This is a genomic window from Clostridium kluyveri, assembly GCF_001902295.1.
Taxonomy (GTDB): domain Bacteria; phylum Bacillota; class Clostridia; order Clostridiales; family Clostridiaceae; genus Clostridium_B; species Clostridium_B kluyveri_B.
In genome coordinates, this window is sequence record NZ_CP018335.1 from 3,994,142 (window position 1) to 4,009,833 (window position 15,692).

The window sequence follows — 15,692 nt, forward strand, 5'->3', positions numbered from 1 at the left end:
AAATGATACGATTTAATAGTGCATTAAAAGAATTATGGAACCGAAAAATAATAACTGTTCTTATAGTTCTTCAGTTTACATTGGGCTTATTTCATTTTATAACATCAGTTAACATTTATTACTCCATGAATTATTTAAGTAATAATAACAATTGCTTATTAGATACAAATACTACATATTTTATGCGTACTCATAATATAAAACAATATAGAGATTTTAGCCAGGAAATGAAGGATAGTGTTGACCAAGTATACAAAGCACTTATTAGTAGTAAATCAATAGAAGGGTATGGTACTTATAACACATATATGCCATTGGAATTAAAGAACAGTTCAAAGCCAATTGCAGAAGAGTTGAAGAATAGTCTTATTAATCCTCAAATGCATGTTGATAAACCTACCATTGAAACAATTACAATTGATAAAGGCTACTATGATATGTTAAAAGAATCAATTTCTAAAGGGAAAGGATTTACTGCGGCAGATTTTAAAAAGAAACCTGAAGAGAAGCAAGGAGTAATATTAGGTTCTTTTTTGGAAAAGTATTTTGATATCGGAGATATTATAAATGATAAATTTATTGTTTATGGTTTTCTAAAAAAAGATAAATTTATTCCTATACAAAATGATGGTAATATATATGTAAAGCTTGATAAAAGAATGCTGCTGCCAAATACAAATGATACTATGAAAGATTCCGAAAGTAGATATTACGAATTAGTACAAGGAACCCTGTTAAAGCTGAAAAATAAAGAAGATGTTGATACCGTAAATAAACTGATGTTAAATAGAGGAAAAAATTTGCAATTTTATATAAAGAATTTAGGAGATGCCATAAATGATGAAAATGTAGCTATAAATAAAAACGAAAAACCCATAATAATAATGGAAATAATAATTGGAATTTTTTTTATTTTAGGAATAGTTGTTATTACATTAACTTCAATTCTTATTAGAAAAAGGGAATTTGGTATAAAACTAGCTTTTGGAGAAAGTTTAATAGGTATATTTTACCAGTTATTAATTGAGAATTTTATAACATTTTTCATAGGTTTTGTGTTATCTCTAATATATTTTCGTATAAAATATGCAGATGTTATTAGAAATGCCAACACAATGGGAATAGTCGGTGTTTTTGATGTTAAACTAAGCTTTCCTATTTTGGTTATAGTGTTTTTCATAACTTTTTCTATAGTTATAATTGCAAATATGATTATTCTAGAACTATTCTTAAAAAAACTTGAGCCAAAAGAGTTAATTGGAGGAATAGAGTGATGACTTTTATTAATCTTAAAAACATAAAAAAAATATATAGTAAAAAACAAAATAAAACCTTTGCGCTAAATGGAATTGATTTAACTATTGATGAAGGTGATATGGTGGCAATAATGGGACCATCCGGGTCAGGCAAAAGTACTCTTTTGAATATATTAGGCTTGATTGATGTCCCAAGTAGTGGAAACTACTCATTGGATGGATATGCCGTAGAAAAAATAAAAACTAGAAACATACACAAGTTCCGCAATAAATATATAGGTTTTATATTTCAATATTTCGCATTATTAAAGGATTATACAATGCTTGATAATGTTGTATTACCATTAACTTATAGAAGGATGCCGCACAAACAAAGGCTTAATAAAGCTAAGGAATATATTGAGAAGGTTGGAATTTCTGATTATATAGATAAAACTCCAGGTGAGTTATCAGGAGGTCAACAACAAAGGATAGCAATTGCAAGAGCTTTAGTTGGAGAACCAAGTTTAATATTAGCAGATGAACCTACTGGTAATCTTGATCAAAAAACTGGACAAGATATAATGAAACTTTTATGCCAAATAAATCGACAAAAAAAGACTATAATTATAGTAACTCATGATATCAATGTAGCTAAGAAGTGTCACAGAATTATAACTATAGTCGATGGTAAAATTTTAGAAACATAGAGAGGGATTTTTAATATGTGAGTATAGGCTTTCGTGTATATTTTTTATAAATCCAGTGAGTCTGTGGCTGCTTGGATGATATTTCTTCCAAAGAAAAAGGTTTTCGGATTGGCATAGATGAACTATTATGTATGTACCGACAAGAGTTGTATCTCGAACTGGAGAATTAGATAAACTTCCAGCAGTTGCATTTGAGTTTAACGTGCCCTGCAACCACAGACACAGGCTTAAACATGCATATACACAGGCTTAAACATGCATATGGTGGGAAACTAATTTATAAGCCATTCACAATACTTATTATACACAGTATTTGTTACAATCCAATGTCCTATGTAATAACTATTTGTAAATAATATAAGAAATAAGCACCCTAGATAAAGAGTGCTTATTTTCAATATTCTTTAGAACCCGGAAAAATAAAGGTATATTTTTTTATGTCTAAATCCCCGCAAAATTATATCTTAATAGAATTTTAAACTTTTCTATGCCAGTCATATCAATGGCGCACCCAGCAGACCTCGAACCTGCGGCCTCTGAATTCGATTCCTAATTATCATTAATTTTTATGTTTTTTTAAAATCGCTTAATATCAATGGATTGGGTGTTAATTTATATTATCTAAAGTTAATATTTTTTAGCTCTATTTAAAACTTTGGAGGGAAATTTATATATACATAACTGCTGTAATATCAATGCTTTTACCTGTATTAGAATTAATACAATAGGAAAGATATTCCGTTATTTAATCTATTATTTTAATTTTATAGTATATTCATCTAACTTGTATAATCAATATTTATATGTTTAAAGGTAGTAGAAGCTTGTACTCCATAATAATTACGTAGCTTTTAAGTGGCTCTATGCTGCATATAATCATAAGTAAAATTCCTGCTAATAAAACTCTAAAATAGAGGAAATATTTAATAATAAATAGTTGTAATAAATTACACAGAAAGTATTTCAACATGGTATAATGTAAAAATAAAAAGAACATGTTAACAGTTAAAGGCATAACAACCGATAAAAAATACTGGAGTGAAATTAATGTTTTTCATTGGAATTTTTGGAATTGAGAATAAAAATAAAAATATTTTAACAAATCGAAATAATATTTGTCCATTATGTAATGCTTATGGTAGTTATGATATTCTAAAGTCATATAACTATTTTCATATTTTCTTCATTCCTTTATGGAAATGGAATACACGTTATCTTATCAGGACCCATTGTTGTATGAAATTTTGTACACTTGACGATAATATCGGTCTTCGAATAGAAAATGGTGAAATGGTAGAAATCAAAAGGGAGTATATACATTGTGATAATAACCATAATCTCTGTCCCCACTGTTCTTCACAGATAGAGCCTGGATTTCATTACTGTCCACATTGTGGTAAAAGAATATAAAAAATATAAAACATGTACTTTGTAAAAACATCTGTACTGATACCCTGAAACCTTTGATATAAAATGTTTAAACGGAAAATGGGATATTTTGGGTTTATAGGATTTATGGGGTTTTATGCTTTGAAATATTTAACTACATATAATATTACAGATCTTTGTTGGATTGCTTACTTTGCATTTTTCGGGGCTTTTGGGATTGCTAAAATTAGTATTGATATTCCGGATGAACGATATTATAAAAATGCTACAATGGCAAAAGCTTTTTTAGGCAATATAGCTATATATAAAATGGCCATACTATTCATTAGCGGAGTTCTTTTCCCTGTTATTCGTGCATATATGATAGTATTTATTTCTATCTGCTTTGCCTCATTAGTGATTGCATATGCTATAAAATTTTACATTTTAGAAGAAGGATAAGGAGTATTATAGTGAATTTTATTTGTAATTTAAAAAAATACCGACAGTTAAAAGAACTAACACAGGAAGAATTGGCTAAAATAGTTGGAGTAAGAAGAGAAACAATTATGCGATTAGAAGCAGGGAAATATAACCCATCCTTAAAACTAGCAATAGACATATCAAGAGCTGTTGATGCACCCATCGAAGAAATATTTATTTTCGATTAAGATTCTTCTATACAAAGAATTATCGATAATTGGAATATTTATGATGCCAGCAATAAAATAAGGACCTATTATATTTAATTTTTATAACACGTCATATATTTATTTGGATGAATATAGACATGATTAAACCCTCCAGCTGAATTAGGTGAAGGGTTTTTGTGACCAGTTTTGGTTTGATTATGATTTCTACTGAAAATCAAAGACCTGACGGAAATAAAGGTTTAAAGTGTTAATACAATCCTTGTTAAGGTTCAACAATACAAATTCCTTTAGTAATACAGTACCATATTCATTTAAATACAACCCTTGTTACAGTTCATATTATAATTATAATACCACAGAAGTTTAATGTTTAAAGTTGGTTATAATGGTTAATACTATAAGAATACTTTAAAGTCACTCATTATGTTCTAATTAGTGAAAGCCCTGGGGTTGAAACCTAGGGCTTTTGTGTTTTAAGTTTATATTAACTCATAGTCTTTAATCATTTTCTTGTATTAATCATTCCTATCTCTTAGATCATATTTAATTTCTTTATCATCGCAAGAAATATCTTTTTCCAAATTTATTTGTCTTACTATTTATAAACTTCCCATTATATTTAAAAGTGACTGATAACTATCTACTTCATAGATACTTAATATGACTTGTAGATAATTCATTAAATAGTTTTTTTGCACATGTAATTTTAGCTTCTTCAATTTTTCCTAAATGCATACTTTTCATTCTTAACTTTTATTAATAACGTTCCGTTAAATAAAAATGTCTAAAGCCCTTTAAAACCAAGGCTATAGGCTTGCAACCTTTTGTTTGTTGTATTCTAAAAATCATTGCACTTTTTTGGAGTACTGGGTGCAATGTAACTTTTAATAATGTACTGTTCCAGTTTATATTTTTTAATCTTTCCATATATCTCTGGACCCTCATTAAGCTTTATGATTATATCATTCAACTTATATTGTATCATCCTTTTAGAATATCCTGTTTGTTGTACTATTTTCATTATTGGATATTTAAATATATATCTCATGTAAAATATATCTTTCTCCACGGTCTCCAGAGTATTATTTATTTCCATTGTAAATTCCAAGGTTTTAAAATATCTTTCCTCATATCCTCCGGTATTCTATTTAATGTCATAGTGGTCACTATCCTTTTTACGTTTAATTGTCTCGTAACGGGCATATACCCACTTTACAATATTAAGAACTATGCGAAGCAATATTTTCAAACTTAACACCTATTCGTGAAAAACATTCATAAGATACAATATCACATCCATCCACTTATTCAATATCATATATTATGAGGATATTCTAACAATTAACTTATACTTAAAAAATTCACAGTGCTATTAAATTGTATTATTAAAATTCTCTATAAGGGGGATCAATATATGAATTCAATATCAGATATTAATTTAAATAATGATTATAGACATAATTGTAAAATCAACGAACCAAACCTAGTTATCTTAAAATGTGGAGAAGCTGGTCAGATAATACTACCTGACACTACCCCAGGCGGAACTACTGCTACTATCGCTACTGTCACTATAGATACTTCTAAATTTTGTAATCCATGTACGAAGCTTGAATTTACAAGTAATATAATCGCAACACCTACTTCACCCACAGCACCTGTTGTAGGAACTTTAAATTTTCAAGTATTTAGATTTTGTAATGATCAACAACCCATACCTATTGGCGGACAATTTTCTCTTGCAGTAGCACAAGCAACAGCAGTCCCTGCTTCTACTATATTCACATTTTTTGTATGTGATTGTAACCAATGTTTAAACGGATGCTGCACTTATGCTATAACAGTGACAGCTGCTGGGACTATTATTACAGGCAATATTGGTGTTTTCGCTGCAAGACTAGCAGCAATTACTGTAGATAATCCAGAATAATACTATTGAATAAATAATTTTTAAGAAAATGGTATATTAACCATATAATCTTTTCTTGGTTGATTGGTACCATTTTCATTTCATCACCCCTTTAGACACAATAAGGGAAAATTATGTATTAAAATAAATGATAAACGTTTAAAAATTCGATTTTGACTTATCAAGTTTAAGTTGTTCTTCACCCCATATAGCTAATTCATTCAATGTAGGAAGTAACGCTTTACCTCTTTCTGTTAAAGAATATTCAACTTTAGGAGGAATCGTTTCATATTGGATCCTAACAATAAGTTTATGTTCTTCTAATTCTTTTAAGGATTTTGTAAGCATCATGTTAGTAATACCTTTAACTTTTCGTTTTAATTCATTATATCTAGTAGAGTCTTTAGTGGATAAACACCACATGATAGGCAATTTCCATTTTTGTCCTACAATATCAAGCGCATATATAACAGGACATTGTATATCATATATATTATCATTAGGAAATTCCTTATTACAATTCATAATTACAACTCCTTTAAATCTCAAGGTATATTTTTTATACTTACACAGAAAAAACTGCATACTTGTATATTTATACCCTTATGTTATATTAATTATAACATAAAAATAAAATATTAGAAATAGGAGTGTTACTATGAAAGTTTATGCTATTAATGGAAGTCCAAGAAAAAATAAAAATACAGCCACATTACTTCAAAAAACTTTAGATGGAGTAAAAGAAAATACAAAAGATAAAGAAATTGAGACTGAAATAATTAATTTATATGACTTAAACTATACTGGGTGTATAAGTTGCTTTGCCTGTAAAAGACTTGGAAGTAAAAGTTATGGAAAATGTGCATTAAAAGACGATATTCAAGAAGTTTTAGAAAAATTATCTCAAGCTGATGGGATTATTTTCGGATCTCCAGTATATATTGGTAATATAACAGGTCAATTAAAATCATTTTTAGAAAGACTATTATTTCCTTATTTAGTATATGATAAGAACCTTTCTTCAATTGCACCAAAAAAGATGCCAACAGCATTCATTTATACAATGGGTGCTCCAGAAGAATCTATGGAAAATTATAAAGCAATATTCAATAGCGTGGAATCTTCTATAGAACACATATTTACAAAACCAAAAGTAATGTATTGTAATGATACTTACCAGTTTGATGATTACTCAAAATATGAATCTACTCTTTTTTCTGAAGAAGCAAAAGCAACACATAGAAAAATTCAATTTCCTTTAGATTGTCAAAAAGCATTTGAATTAGGTGCTAGTTTAATAAAGTAGAATAAAATGAATGGCTATAAATGTAAAATATTTACACACTTATAGCCGTTTTCTGTTCCATTACTACACAAACCCCAACAACTAATAAAAAAGGAGTTTATATATGACTTTTCAAAGTAAATTCACATAGTTATAAGTGTTAATAGTTTTGAACTAAAAAATAAGGAAGTATCGCTCTAATTTACATTTGTACAATATATATTAGATTAATACTTCTCCAAAAAACAAATGAATCCTCTCAAGAAGGAGAAAAATTTAATAATTGTTCTCTCATGATAAGCAGCATCAAATACATAATAAATCTTTTCTCTAGTAAAATTTATACTACCCCTTATTAATCCAGTTCTCGCCTATTACGTAAAAGTAAGTTATTTTATGTTATAATTACAATGGATTTTTATTTTAATTATGTAAAATTATTAATAATGGAGGTTATAAAATGATTAAAAGCAAATTAATACTTATGCTGTGTGCTATGAGTATAACTTTTTCCATGGCAACTAAAGTAATGGCCGCAAATGACACTCAGCGTATCGGGGGTAGTGATAAGTATGATATCGCTATTGAAATTTCTAAAAGTGGCTGGGCTAATGGTTCAAAATATGCTGTATTAGCTAATGGTGAAAACTTTCCCGATGCTCTTAGTGCAGCTCCTCTTGCTAAAAAATATAATGCTCCTATTCTACTAAATTCGAGTACAACCCTAAACAATAGAGTTGAAGATGAGTTAAAGAGATTAGGGGTAAAGCAAACATTTATTATTGGTGGTTCATCAGTAATATCTGATAACGTTAAGAATAAACTTCAGGAACTTAATATTAAGACTACAAGACTTTGGGGACAAAATAGATATGAAACATCAGTTAAGATTGCAGAACAATTGGACTTTAATGGACAAGTTTCAGTAGCAAATGGAGAGAATTTTCCTGACGCTTTATCAATAGCACCTATTGCTGCAGAAAAATCTATGCAAGTTATACTTACACCGCCAAATACTTTACCTGAGTCTTTATCTAATTACATAAAGACTAACAAAATAACAAAAACATATATTATAGGAGAAAACGATGTAGTAAGTGACAATATTGCAAATAATTTTCCTAACAGCGAGAGGATATGGGGCAATAGCAAATATGACACTAATATTGCAGTGTTAAATAAATTTAAAAATGACTTGGACCTTAGAAATATTTATTTAGCCAATGGTGAAAATTTTCCTGATGCTTTAGCGGCAAAAAATTCTTCTGGTATTGTATTAATAAATGATGATATGGAACAAACTACAGGTGACTTTATATCTTCGAATATAACTTCAAAATCTAAAACTAATATACTTGGGGTACAGGAGTAATACCACCTGAGCTTATAAATAATATATTGTCTTTTTCCGGCAATACTAATGGTAACATATATTTTAATGGAATTTCAGCTAAACAAGATGAATGGATTTATTATACAGATGGAGGTACATGTTTATATAAGTGTAAGGAAGATGGAAATACAATTACAAAATTATTTGATACATTGCAGGGTGAGTCTAGCATAGAGTATGTGTATAATATAAATGCTGTAGGAGATTGGGTTTATTATTCCACAAGTACCGGAATATATAAGATAAAAACTGATGGTTCTAGTAAAACAAAAATATTTGATCATTCATGCAACACTATGATCGTAATTGGAGATATAATTTATTTTACAGCTACGTTTGTGGATGAGGTAGCTAATCGTTCTTTCTTTAAAATGAATACTGATGGCTCAGGAATAACTCTTATAAATCCAAGTGAATTTATACAAAACTTAAATATACTTGGAGACTGGGCTTATTATGTTAATTGCTCTGATAATAATAGAATATATAAGATTAAACTTGATGGTTCAAGTAAAACGAAAATAAAAGATGAGTGTGTATCACAAATGCTTATAGATAACGGTTATATGTATTATTCATCTCCTGGTGCAATTTATAAGACAAAGCTTAATAGTTCAGAAAGTTTATGTATTCTCAATGATTCTAATGTTGATGGGAACTTTAACGTTGCTAATGGTTGGATTTATTACACATCAAAAGATTGTGGATTGTATAAAATTAAAACAGATAGTAGTAGTAATGTTAAAATAATAGACAGTAACATTCTTAATCCTGGAATTTCCGGAAACCGCAAAATATATGGGCCTAACGTCGTAGACGACTGGGTTTATTATACTTGGTCTGTTTTTACTCCAGGGGAGGATATCGTTGAGTATGTATATAAAACTAAAATAGATGGTTCTGAAAATGACTATGTAGATTCTAGTATAAATAACACCAACTCGAATTAAGTTAAATAAAAAGTTGGAGTTCAATTCTCAGGACTCTTGGGTCTCAAAATTAGATGGTATCAAGGATTTTATCTACACTGTAAGTAACAATTTTAATCTTCTTAGCGATACCACAATCATAGTCAATAGTATGGAAAATATATCATTCCTCTTTTTATATTTATTAGAAACTTTTCTACAGGACACTCCTTTATAACTGTATCCCTTATAAAATCAGTATTTTTAATGTTTAGCAAACAATAATTCTTATAAATATTTTAAAGAAATGTCCTGTTTTGTACCATACAATAGCATTTTAATTGAAACTTTTCACCATGTAATAACGCCATTATATTTCACTATATAACCTAATCACATAAATATTTATAGGCAAAACTTATATTTTCTGTAGCTCCAGAAATACTATATTCCCCACCTTTAATCTTCTCAATATATAATTTCTCTGCTTTCCTAACTCCCCAGGGAGTACGCCTTATTTTATCCATAGCTCTATATTCAATATTCCTTGCCTTATTACCTGTAATAATTAAATACTTGTCCTACTTCCTCACAGCTCATGCATTTATTATTATCCCACCCATACCTTAATTTTAGAATTTCCATTTCTTTTAAGCTATTACAGCTATTCATAACATTTTCATATCTCCTTTTATAAAAATATTCATTATTGAATATAATTTATATATCCATATTAATATTCAACAATGAATATGTAAAGTAAGCAATTAAAACTAATTTGCATTTCTGAATATTTTTTATTATTCTTATATTAAGGAGTGAACTAAAGATGGGGTTAAATGATTTTATTCAGATTGGTAGTAAAATCAAATATATAAGAAAGCAAAAAGGAATTAGTCAAAAAGAAATAGCTAAAATTCTAGAAATACCATATTCAACTTATTCTAATTATGAAAACAATAATCGTGAACCAGATGCAAATACACTGAACAAAATCGCCAAAGTTTTTAAAATATCTATTAATCAATTACTTGGTATAAGTCATTATATAGAAACACTTAATTATTTTAATAATAAAGAATGTTCAATTAAAAATAAATGGTTCGAACTTGAATTAAATTTAGAATTTTGGGAAAACTTACAAAACCAACTTTCATTTGTTTCCGAAAAAGTAGACGCATTTAGAAACAAAATAGAAAATGGTGAGAAAATCAGTAATTCTGATTTAGAGAAAATAACTTTATATTTAAAAAATTTCTCAGAACAAACATAAATGAGATAATGTATGCTGCCACTAACTATTGATAAAAACATAATCTTAACATAATACATTGTAATTGCATTTACTCAAGTCCGGTAACAGGATACGAAACCAGATATATTTATCACAAAAAAATAAATAAGTAAATAATATTTTATTTAGCTGACCACTCTTAACAAAACCAAACAGTTATTATAAATATTTTAGAAGGAGAAACAAAACTTATATTGCCCGAATCTAAAAAACAATACACTTATGATGAGTTTTTAGAAATCACGAAAGATATGGAAAGAGCTGAATTTATAGATGGAGAAATACTATTACAAGTTACTCCCACACTTCAACACCAGAATATAATTGGAAATTTATTGTTTGAATTTAAACAATATCTTAAAGAGGAAAAGTGCAAACCATTTATTTCACCCTTTGATATCATATTGCAAAAAGAGAATGAAGATATAAAAAGAGTTCAAACTGATTTATTTGTTTTATGTGATAATTCAAAGGATGATGTAGTTAAGTCCAGTATATTTAAAGATTTATCTATTAAACTGGAGAGCATATTCCAATAAAATTAAATCTCTTAATTATAAGAATCAATGCCTTTTCTAAATTTCAGGCACCCTACTTGTAATTTCAAGCACTATCAAGAAGAGTTAATCAATACCCTGCGTCAAATTTGGCGTACCGCTATTAGAGTATAATATAAACATCAAGGTATATGTAATATACCCACCCCGTTTACACTGAACCAAGTTAACAGATTTAAAATCCGAAAACTAGCAGGAACTTTCTTGAGTAAGTTTTTCAGAAAAATTCGAAAAACTAGACTCTGCATAAAATTTACATTAAAGTCTCATTTTAAATGAGAGCTTTTGAATTCTGTCATGTGGAACTTATACATTCAATCAATAAAATTTATTTATGTAAGGAGTTGAATATCTATGGATAACACAGCTAAAAATAAAATTTACACTTATGCTGACTATATGAATTACCCTGAAGGTGCAAGAATAGAGCTTATAGGCGGTACAATATACGATATGTCTCCAGCACCCTCAAGAATACATCAAGAACTTATTATGGAATTGTCTGCTAGGTTTTATAATTACATTAAAACCAATAACGGTAATTGCAAAGTATATCCTTCGCCTTTTGATGTATTTCTTACTGATGATGAAAACCTTGATAACTGCAAAAACATTGTCCAGCCTGATATATCTGTAATATGTGATAGGAATAAATTAAATGATAAAGGCTGTATTGGTGCTCCTGATATGGTAATAGAGATAGTATCACCATTCAATCCTAACAATGATTATATAAAAAAATTAAACCTATATGACCAATATAAAGTTAAAGAATATTGGATAGTAAATCCTATGAATAAATCCACATTAGTTTATAGACTTGATAATACAACACACTATGCCGCTCCTGAAACTTATAATTTTACAGATAAAATAAAGGTTGGAATATATAACAATTTAGAAATTGATTTTAATACTTTAGATGTGTAGGTACTTTGTAATATTTCATAGTAACCACTAATTTAAATCTCTAATGTACGAATTCCGTACATTACAATCCAAAGTAAAAAGGAAGGTGATATAGTTGGCAACAAAGACCAATGTAATTAAAAATGGTAAAAAATATTATAGAGTATACCTTGACCTGGGAAGGGATTCAAATGGAAGAAGAATTAGAAAAGAATTCTATGGTAAATCTAAGAAGGAAGCTGAAGACAAATTAGAGAAATATAAAAATGGCTTGAATAGCGGTTTAACCAGCGATTATGATAAGCTTACACTTGGTAAAGTATGTGATATGTGGTTATTTGAAAAAGTTAAGAATACAGTTAAGCCCTCCACATTTGAAAGATATGAGGGCATTTTTAGACTATATGTAAAGCCATCGCCGCTATATCCCATAAAATTAAAAGACCTTAAAGGACTTGATATACAGCGTTATTATAATACTCTTATGGATAGCGGTAAAAGTGCCAATGTAGTTAAAAATCTAAATAAACTACTTAAATCCTTTTTTAATTATTGTGTTGCTGAAGGCTATTTAGTAAGAAATTACTGTATGGGAAAATCAATAACCCTTCCTGAAGATAATTCAGTAAATGATGAAGACGGAATAAATGATATAACTATATTTACTCTAGATGAACAAAATCAATTTGTAAAGGCTGTAGCAAGCCATAGATTACAAGCATTATTTCTGTTAGCACTTGGTACTGGATTAAGGCAAGGGGAGCTGCTCGGTTTAAACTGGAATGATATAAACTATAAAGATTGTACTGTATCAGTTAAAAGAACTATAAAAGATGTTTACTTATTTGATGGCAATAAAAAGAAATATTGCTTAGTTGAACAATCCCCTAAAACTAAAAACAGTATTAGGACTATTCCTATACCTGAAAATCTAATACCAATATTGAAAAAACATGAATTACAGCAGAAAAAGGAAAAACTCAAGGCAGGGGTTGCATATATTAAAAATGATTATATATTCTCTACTCCGCTAGGAACGCCAATAGATCCCAATAATCTTAGAAAAATGTATGTTAAAATACTGAATAAAAACAATATACCTTGTAAGAAGTTCCATAGTTTAAGGCATACATATGCAACACGACTATTTGAAAAGGATGTTCCTATAAAAACCGTTCAAATGTTACTAGGCCATGCTGATATTTCAACTACATCAAATGTTTATGTTCACGTAATGCCTGAACAAAAAATAAAAGCAATTGATAAAATAAATAGTCTTTTTAATGTAGAATAAATGTTCATCGAAAACTTTGGAGGGAAAATGGAGGAAATCTATAAAATTAGGTAAAATAAAAAACACTGTGATCCAGTGTTATCAATACTTTATGGTGCACCCAGCAGGGCTCGAACCTGCGGCCTCTGGATTCGAAGTCCATCACTCTATCCAACTGAGCTATGGGTGCTTATTAATTTTATTCTAAAAATGCAAATGGAGCGGGTGAAGGGAATCGAACCCTCATAACTAGCTTGGAAGGCTAGCACTCTACCATTGAGTTACACCCGCATAACTATTAAATACTTTCTTTATAAAATAATACCACAAAAAAGAAATATTATCAAATACAAATCGCCTTATTTCTATTTAGTCAAATGGTCGGGGTGACAGGGATTGAACCTGCGACCTCATGGTCCCAAACCACGCGCGCTCCCATCTGCGCCACACCCCGTTGTTACAAAACTGGTACACCATCGGGGCTAAGCTCCAGATAACCTGATCAAGAATTAGATGCTCTACCAGCTGAACTATTGACGCATATCTGGTGCGTCTTAAGGGATTCGAACCCCTGGCCCACGGCTTAGAAGGCCGTTGCTCTATCCAACTGAGCTAAAGACGCACGTTTGGAGCGGGTGAAGGGAATCGAACCCTCATAACTAGCTTGGAAGGCTAGCACTCTACCATTGAGTTACACCCGCATAAAATTCTTCTTTATTTGGAGCGGAAGACGGGATTCGAACCCGCGACGTTCACCTTGGCAAGGTGACGCTCTACCACTGAGCCACTCCCGCAATATATATAAACGTATACTTTCCACACTATTTTAATTATTTATAATAAAAACACATTATTAATAAAATTGGTGCAGGTGAAGGGAGTCGAACCCCCACGCCATAGGCGCTAGATCCTAAGTCTAGTGCGTCTGCCAATTCCGCCACACCTGCATTTAAAACAAACATAGGTCAAATACTTTAAGATACCAACTGGTGGCTTACCGGGGAATCGAACCCCGGACACCATGATTAAAAGTCATGTGCTCTACCAACTGAGCTAGTAAACCATTGGCTGGGATGGCAGGATTTGAACCTACGAATGGTGGAGTCAAAGTCCACTGCCTTACCACTTGGCTACATCCCATTAAACTGGGGTGAGCGATGGGACTCGAACCCACGACAACCAGAACCACAATCTGGCGCTCTACCAACTGAACTACGCTCACCGTATTATTTTGGTACGCCATCGGGGACTCGAACCCCGGGCAACCTGATTAAGAGTCAGATGCTCTACCAACTGAGCTAATGGCGCATATCTATGGTGCGTCTTAAGGGATTCGAACCCCTGGCCCACGGCTTAGAAGGCCGTTGCTCTATCCAACTGAGCTAAAGACGCACGCCTGGAGCGGGTGAAGGGAATCGAACCCTCATAACTAGCTTGGAAGGCTAGCACTCTGCCATTGAGTTACACCCGCACAAATCGTTTCATAAGCAAACTAAATCTGGACAGTTTACTTAGAATCAAATGGTCGGGGTGACAGGGATTGAACCTGCGACCTCATGGTCCCAAACCACGCGCGCTCCCATCTGCGCCACACCCCGACGTTAAAAGTACTAAAACCATTAATACCTTAAACTAAAAATTGCCTACAACTCTTGACGACATTAATTATTCTACACGATATATATTAATTCGTCAATACCTATTTTCTAGTTTTTTTATTTTTCTTTAAATTCCTTTAATATCTGGACTTACAATTCCTTTCTGCATATCTATAGTTACAACACTATTGAATCCATCCCTAGGTACAGAGGGGCTTCCTGGATTAATAAACCATATTCCCTCCTCATAAACTATTTGTGATATATGAGTATGTCCAAATAAAACTATATCAGCTTTCCGTTCCAAGGCTCTGCATTTTAGCCTAGATAAACTATATTTAACATCATATCTATGTCCGTGAGTTATAAAGAACCTTTTGCCACTTATAATTTCTAATCTTTCAACAGGAGCATCTACATTAAAATCACAGTTACCACTTACATTAATAATAGAGCCTGTATAAATCTTTTTTATTTCATTAACATCCTGAACATTATCTCCTAAATGAATAATCAGTTCTGTATTATACAGTACATCCACAACTTTATTTATGAACTTTTTATACCTATGAGTATCACTTACTACCCCTATATGCAAAC

Annotated in this window: 17 protein-coding genes and 14 tRNA genes; 13 read left to right on the top strand and 18 right to left on the bottom strand. The window is 30.5% G+C overall.

Translation table 11 applies throughout. The annotated features are described in order from the left end of the window. The first annotated feature begins 2 nt into the window (after positions 1–2). From BS101_RS19500 to BS101_RS19520, 5 genes are all read left to right on the top strand, one after another. Entirely contained in the window at positions 3–1,274 is a 1,272-nt protein-coding gene (locus BS101_RS19500) for an ABC transporter permease (RefSeq protein WP_073540307.1), read from the top strand. Beyond that, entirely contained in the window at positions 1,274–1,945 is a 672-nt protein-coding gene (locus BS101_RS19505) for an ABC transporter ATP-binding protein (protein ID WP_073540308.1), read from the top strand. Before BS101_RS19500 ends, BS101_RS19505 begins: the two co-directional genes overlap by 1 nt. Before the next feature lie 1,047 nt (positions 1,946–2,992). Continuing rightward, positions 2,993–3,355 (top strand): zinc ribbon domain-containing protein, encoded by a 363-nt coding sequence (locus BS101_RS24665; protein ID WP_073540309.1) that lies wholly within the window; start codon positions 2,993–2,995, stop codon positions 3,353–3,355. Between the two features lie 63 nt (positions 3,356–3,418). After that, positions 3,419–3,775, top strand: a complete 357-nt coding sequence (locus tag BS101_RS19515) for a DUF3796 domain-containing protein (protein WP_073540310.1) — start codon at positions 3,419–3,421, stop codon at positions 3,773–3,775. An 8-nt stretch (positions 3,776–3,783) separates the two neighbouring features. Beyond that, positions 3,784–3,984, top strand: a complete 201-nt coding sequence (locus BS101_RS19520) for a helix-turn-helix transcriptional regulator (RefSeq protein ID WP_073540311.1) — start codon at positions 3,784–3,786, stop codon at positions 3,982–3,984. Positions 3,985–4,804: 820 nt separating this feature from the next. On the opposite strand, the gene BS101_RS19525 is transcribed toward BS101_RS19520, so the two are convergent. Then, a complete protein-coding gene (locus BS101_RS19525) occupies positions 4,805–5,062 on the bottom strand; it encodes a hypothetical protein (RefSeq protein ID WP_156876105.1) in 258 nt (85 codons plus the stop codon). A 318-nt stretch (positions 5,063–5,380) separates the two neighbouring features. Here BS101_RS19525 and BS101_RS19530 point away from each other — a divergent pair, with 318 nt between their 5' ends. Beyond that, entirely contained in the window at positions 5,381–5,896 is a 516-nt protein-coding gene (locus tag BS101_RS19530) for a DUF4489 domain-containing protein (protein ID WP_083585777.1), read from the top strand. A 138-nt stretch (positions 5,897–6,034) separates the two neighbouring features. Here the strand turns inward: BS101_RS19530 and BS101_RS19535 are convergent, their stop codons facing one another. Next, a complete protein-coding gene (locus BS101_RS19535) occupies positions 6,035–6,400 on the bottom strand; it encodes a winged helix-turn-helix transcriptional regulator (protein WP_073540313.1) in 366 nt (121 codons plus the stop codon). 133 nt (positions 6,401–6,533) lie between these two features. Here BS101_RS19535 and BS101_RS19540 point away from each other — a divergent pair, with 133 nt between their 5' ends. The 3 genes from BS101_RS19540 to BS101_RS19550 all read left to right on the top strand — a co-directional run bounded on the left by BS101_RS19540 (position 6,534) and on the right by BS101_RS19550 (position 9,503). Further along, on the top strand, positions 6,534–7,181 hold the full coding sequence (locus BS101_RS19540; RefSeq protein WP_073540314.1) for a flavodoxin family protein: 648 nt from the start codon (positions 6,534–6,536) through the stop codon (positions 7,179–7,181). Positions 7,182–7,620: 439 nt separating this feature from the next. Further along, a complete protein-coding gene (locus tag BS101_RS19545) occupies positions 7,621–8,532 on the top strand; it encodes a cell wall-binding repeat-containing protein (RefSeq protein ID WP_073540315.1) in 912 nt (303 codons plus the stop codon). Positions 8,533–8,558: 26 nt separating this feature from the next. Then, positions 8,559–9,503, top strand: coding sequence for a DUF5050 domain-containing protein (locus BS101_RS19550; protein ID WP_073540316.1), 945 nt, complete (start codon positions 8,559–8,561; stop codon positions 9,501–9,503). A 347-nt stretch (positions 9,504–9,850) separates the two neighbouring features. Here the strand turns inward: BS101_RS19550 and BS101_RS23535 are convergent, their stop codons facing one another. Further along, complete coding sequence (locus BS101_RS23535) at positions 9,851–9,988, bottom strand: hypothetical protein (protein ID WP_198039523.1); 138 nt, start codon at positions 9,986–9,988, stop codon at positions 9,851–9,853. Between the two features lie 302 nt (positions 9,989–10,290). Between BS101_RS23535 and BS101_RS19555 the strand changes: the two genes are divergently transcribed. From BS101_RS19555 to BS101_RS19570, 4 genes are all read left to right on the top strand, one after another. Beyond that, positions 10,291–10,734, top strand: a complete 444-nt coding sequence (locus BS101_RS19555) for a helix-turn-helix domain-containing protein (protein ID WP_073540317.1) — start codon at positions 10,291–10,293, stop codon at positions 10,732–10,734. Positions 10,735–10,949: 215 nt separating this feature from the next. Further along, on the top strand, positions 10,950–11,294 hold the full coding sequence (locus BS101_RS19560; RefSeq protein WP_073540318.1) for a Uma2 family endonuclease: 345 nt from the start codon (positions 10,950–10,952) through the stop codon (positions 11,292–11,294). 372 nt (positions 11,295–11,666) lie between these two features. Beyond that, complete coding sequence (locus BS101_RS19565; RefSeq protein WP_073540319.1) at positions 11,667–12,242, top strand: Uma2 family endonuclease; 576 nt, start codon at positions 11,667–11,669, stop codon at positions 12,240–12,242. 94 nt (positions 12,243–12,336) lie between these two features. Beyond that, positions 12,337–13,515, top strand: a complete 1,179-nt coding sequence (locus BS101_RS19570) for a tyrosine-type recombinase/integrase (RefSeq protein WP_073540320.1) — start codon at positions 12,337–12,339, stop codon at positions 13,513–13,515. A gap of 92 nt (positions 13,516–13,607) precedes the next feature. Here the strand turns inward: BS101_RS19570 and BS101_RS19575 are convergent. From BS101_RS19575 to BS101_RS19645, 15 genes are all read right to left on the bottom strand, one after another. Then, positions 13,608–13,684, bottom strand: a tRNA-Arg gene (locus tag BS101_RS19575). Between the two features lie 27 nt (positions 13,685–13,711). Beyond that, a tRNA-Gly gene (locus BS101_RS19580) sits at positions 13,712–13,785 on the bottom strand. Positions 13,786–13,872: 87 nt separating this feature from the next. Beyond that, positions 13,873–13,948: transfer RNA gene (locus BS101_RS19585), tRNA-Pro, on the bottom strand. 91 nt (positions 13,949–14,039) lie between these two features. Beyond that, a tRNA-Arg gene (locus BS101_RS19590) sits at positions 14,040–14,116 on the bottom strand. A gap of 5 nt (positions 14,117–14,121) precedes the next feature. Next, positions 14,122–14,195 (bottom strand) — tRNA-Gly (locus tag BS101_RS19595). A gap of 18 nt (positions 14,196–14,213) precedes the next feature. Continuing rightward, positions 14,214–14,288: transfer RNA gene (locus tag BS101_RS19600), tRNA-Gly, on the bottom strand. 69 nt (positions 14,289–14,357) lie between these two features. Then, positions 14,358–14,441, bottom strand: a tRNA-Leu gene (locus BS101_RS19605). Between the two features lie 40 nt (positions 14,442–14,481). Further along, positions 14,482–14,557: transfer RNA gene (locus BS101_RS19610), tRNA-Lys, on the bottom strand. A 2-nt stretch (positions 14,558–14,559) separates the two neighbouring features. Continuing rightward, positions 14,560–14,634, bottom strand: a tRNA-Gln gene (locus BS101_RS19615). Positions 14,635–14,640: 6 nt separating this feature from the next. After that, positions 14,641–14,716 (bottom strand) — tRNA-His (locus BS101_RS19620). Between the two features lie 10 nt (positions 14,717–14,726). Then, positions 14,727–14,802: transfer RNA gene (locus tag BS101_RS19625), tRNA-Lys, on the bottom strand. A 7-nt stretch (positions 14,803–14,809) separates the two neighbouring features. Next, positions 14,810–14,886 (bottom strand) — tRNA-Arg (locus BS101_RS19630). Positions 14,887–14,891: 5 nt separating this feature from the next. Then, positions 14,892–14,965: transfer RNA gene (locus BS101_RS19635), tRNA-Gly, on the bottom strand. A 51-nt stretch (positions 14,966–15,016) separates the two neighbouring features. Continuing rightward, positions 15,017–15,092, bottom strand: a tRNA-Pro gene (locus BS101_RS19640). A gap of 127 nt (positions 15,093–15,219) precedes the next feature. After that, positions 15,220–15,690, bottom strand: a complete 471-nt coding sequence (locus BS101_RS19645) for a metallophosphoesterase (protein WP_012103783.1) — start codon at positions 15,688–15,690, stop codon at positions 15,220–15,222. Positions 15,691–15,692: the final 2 nt, after the last annotated feature.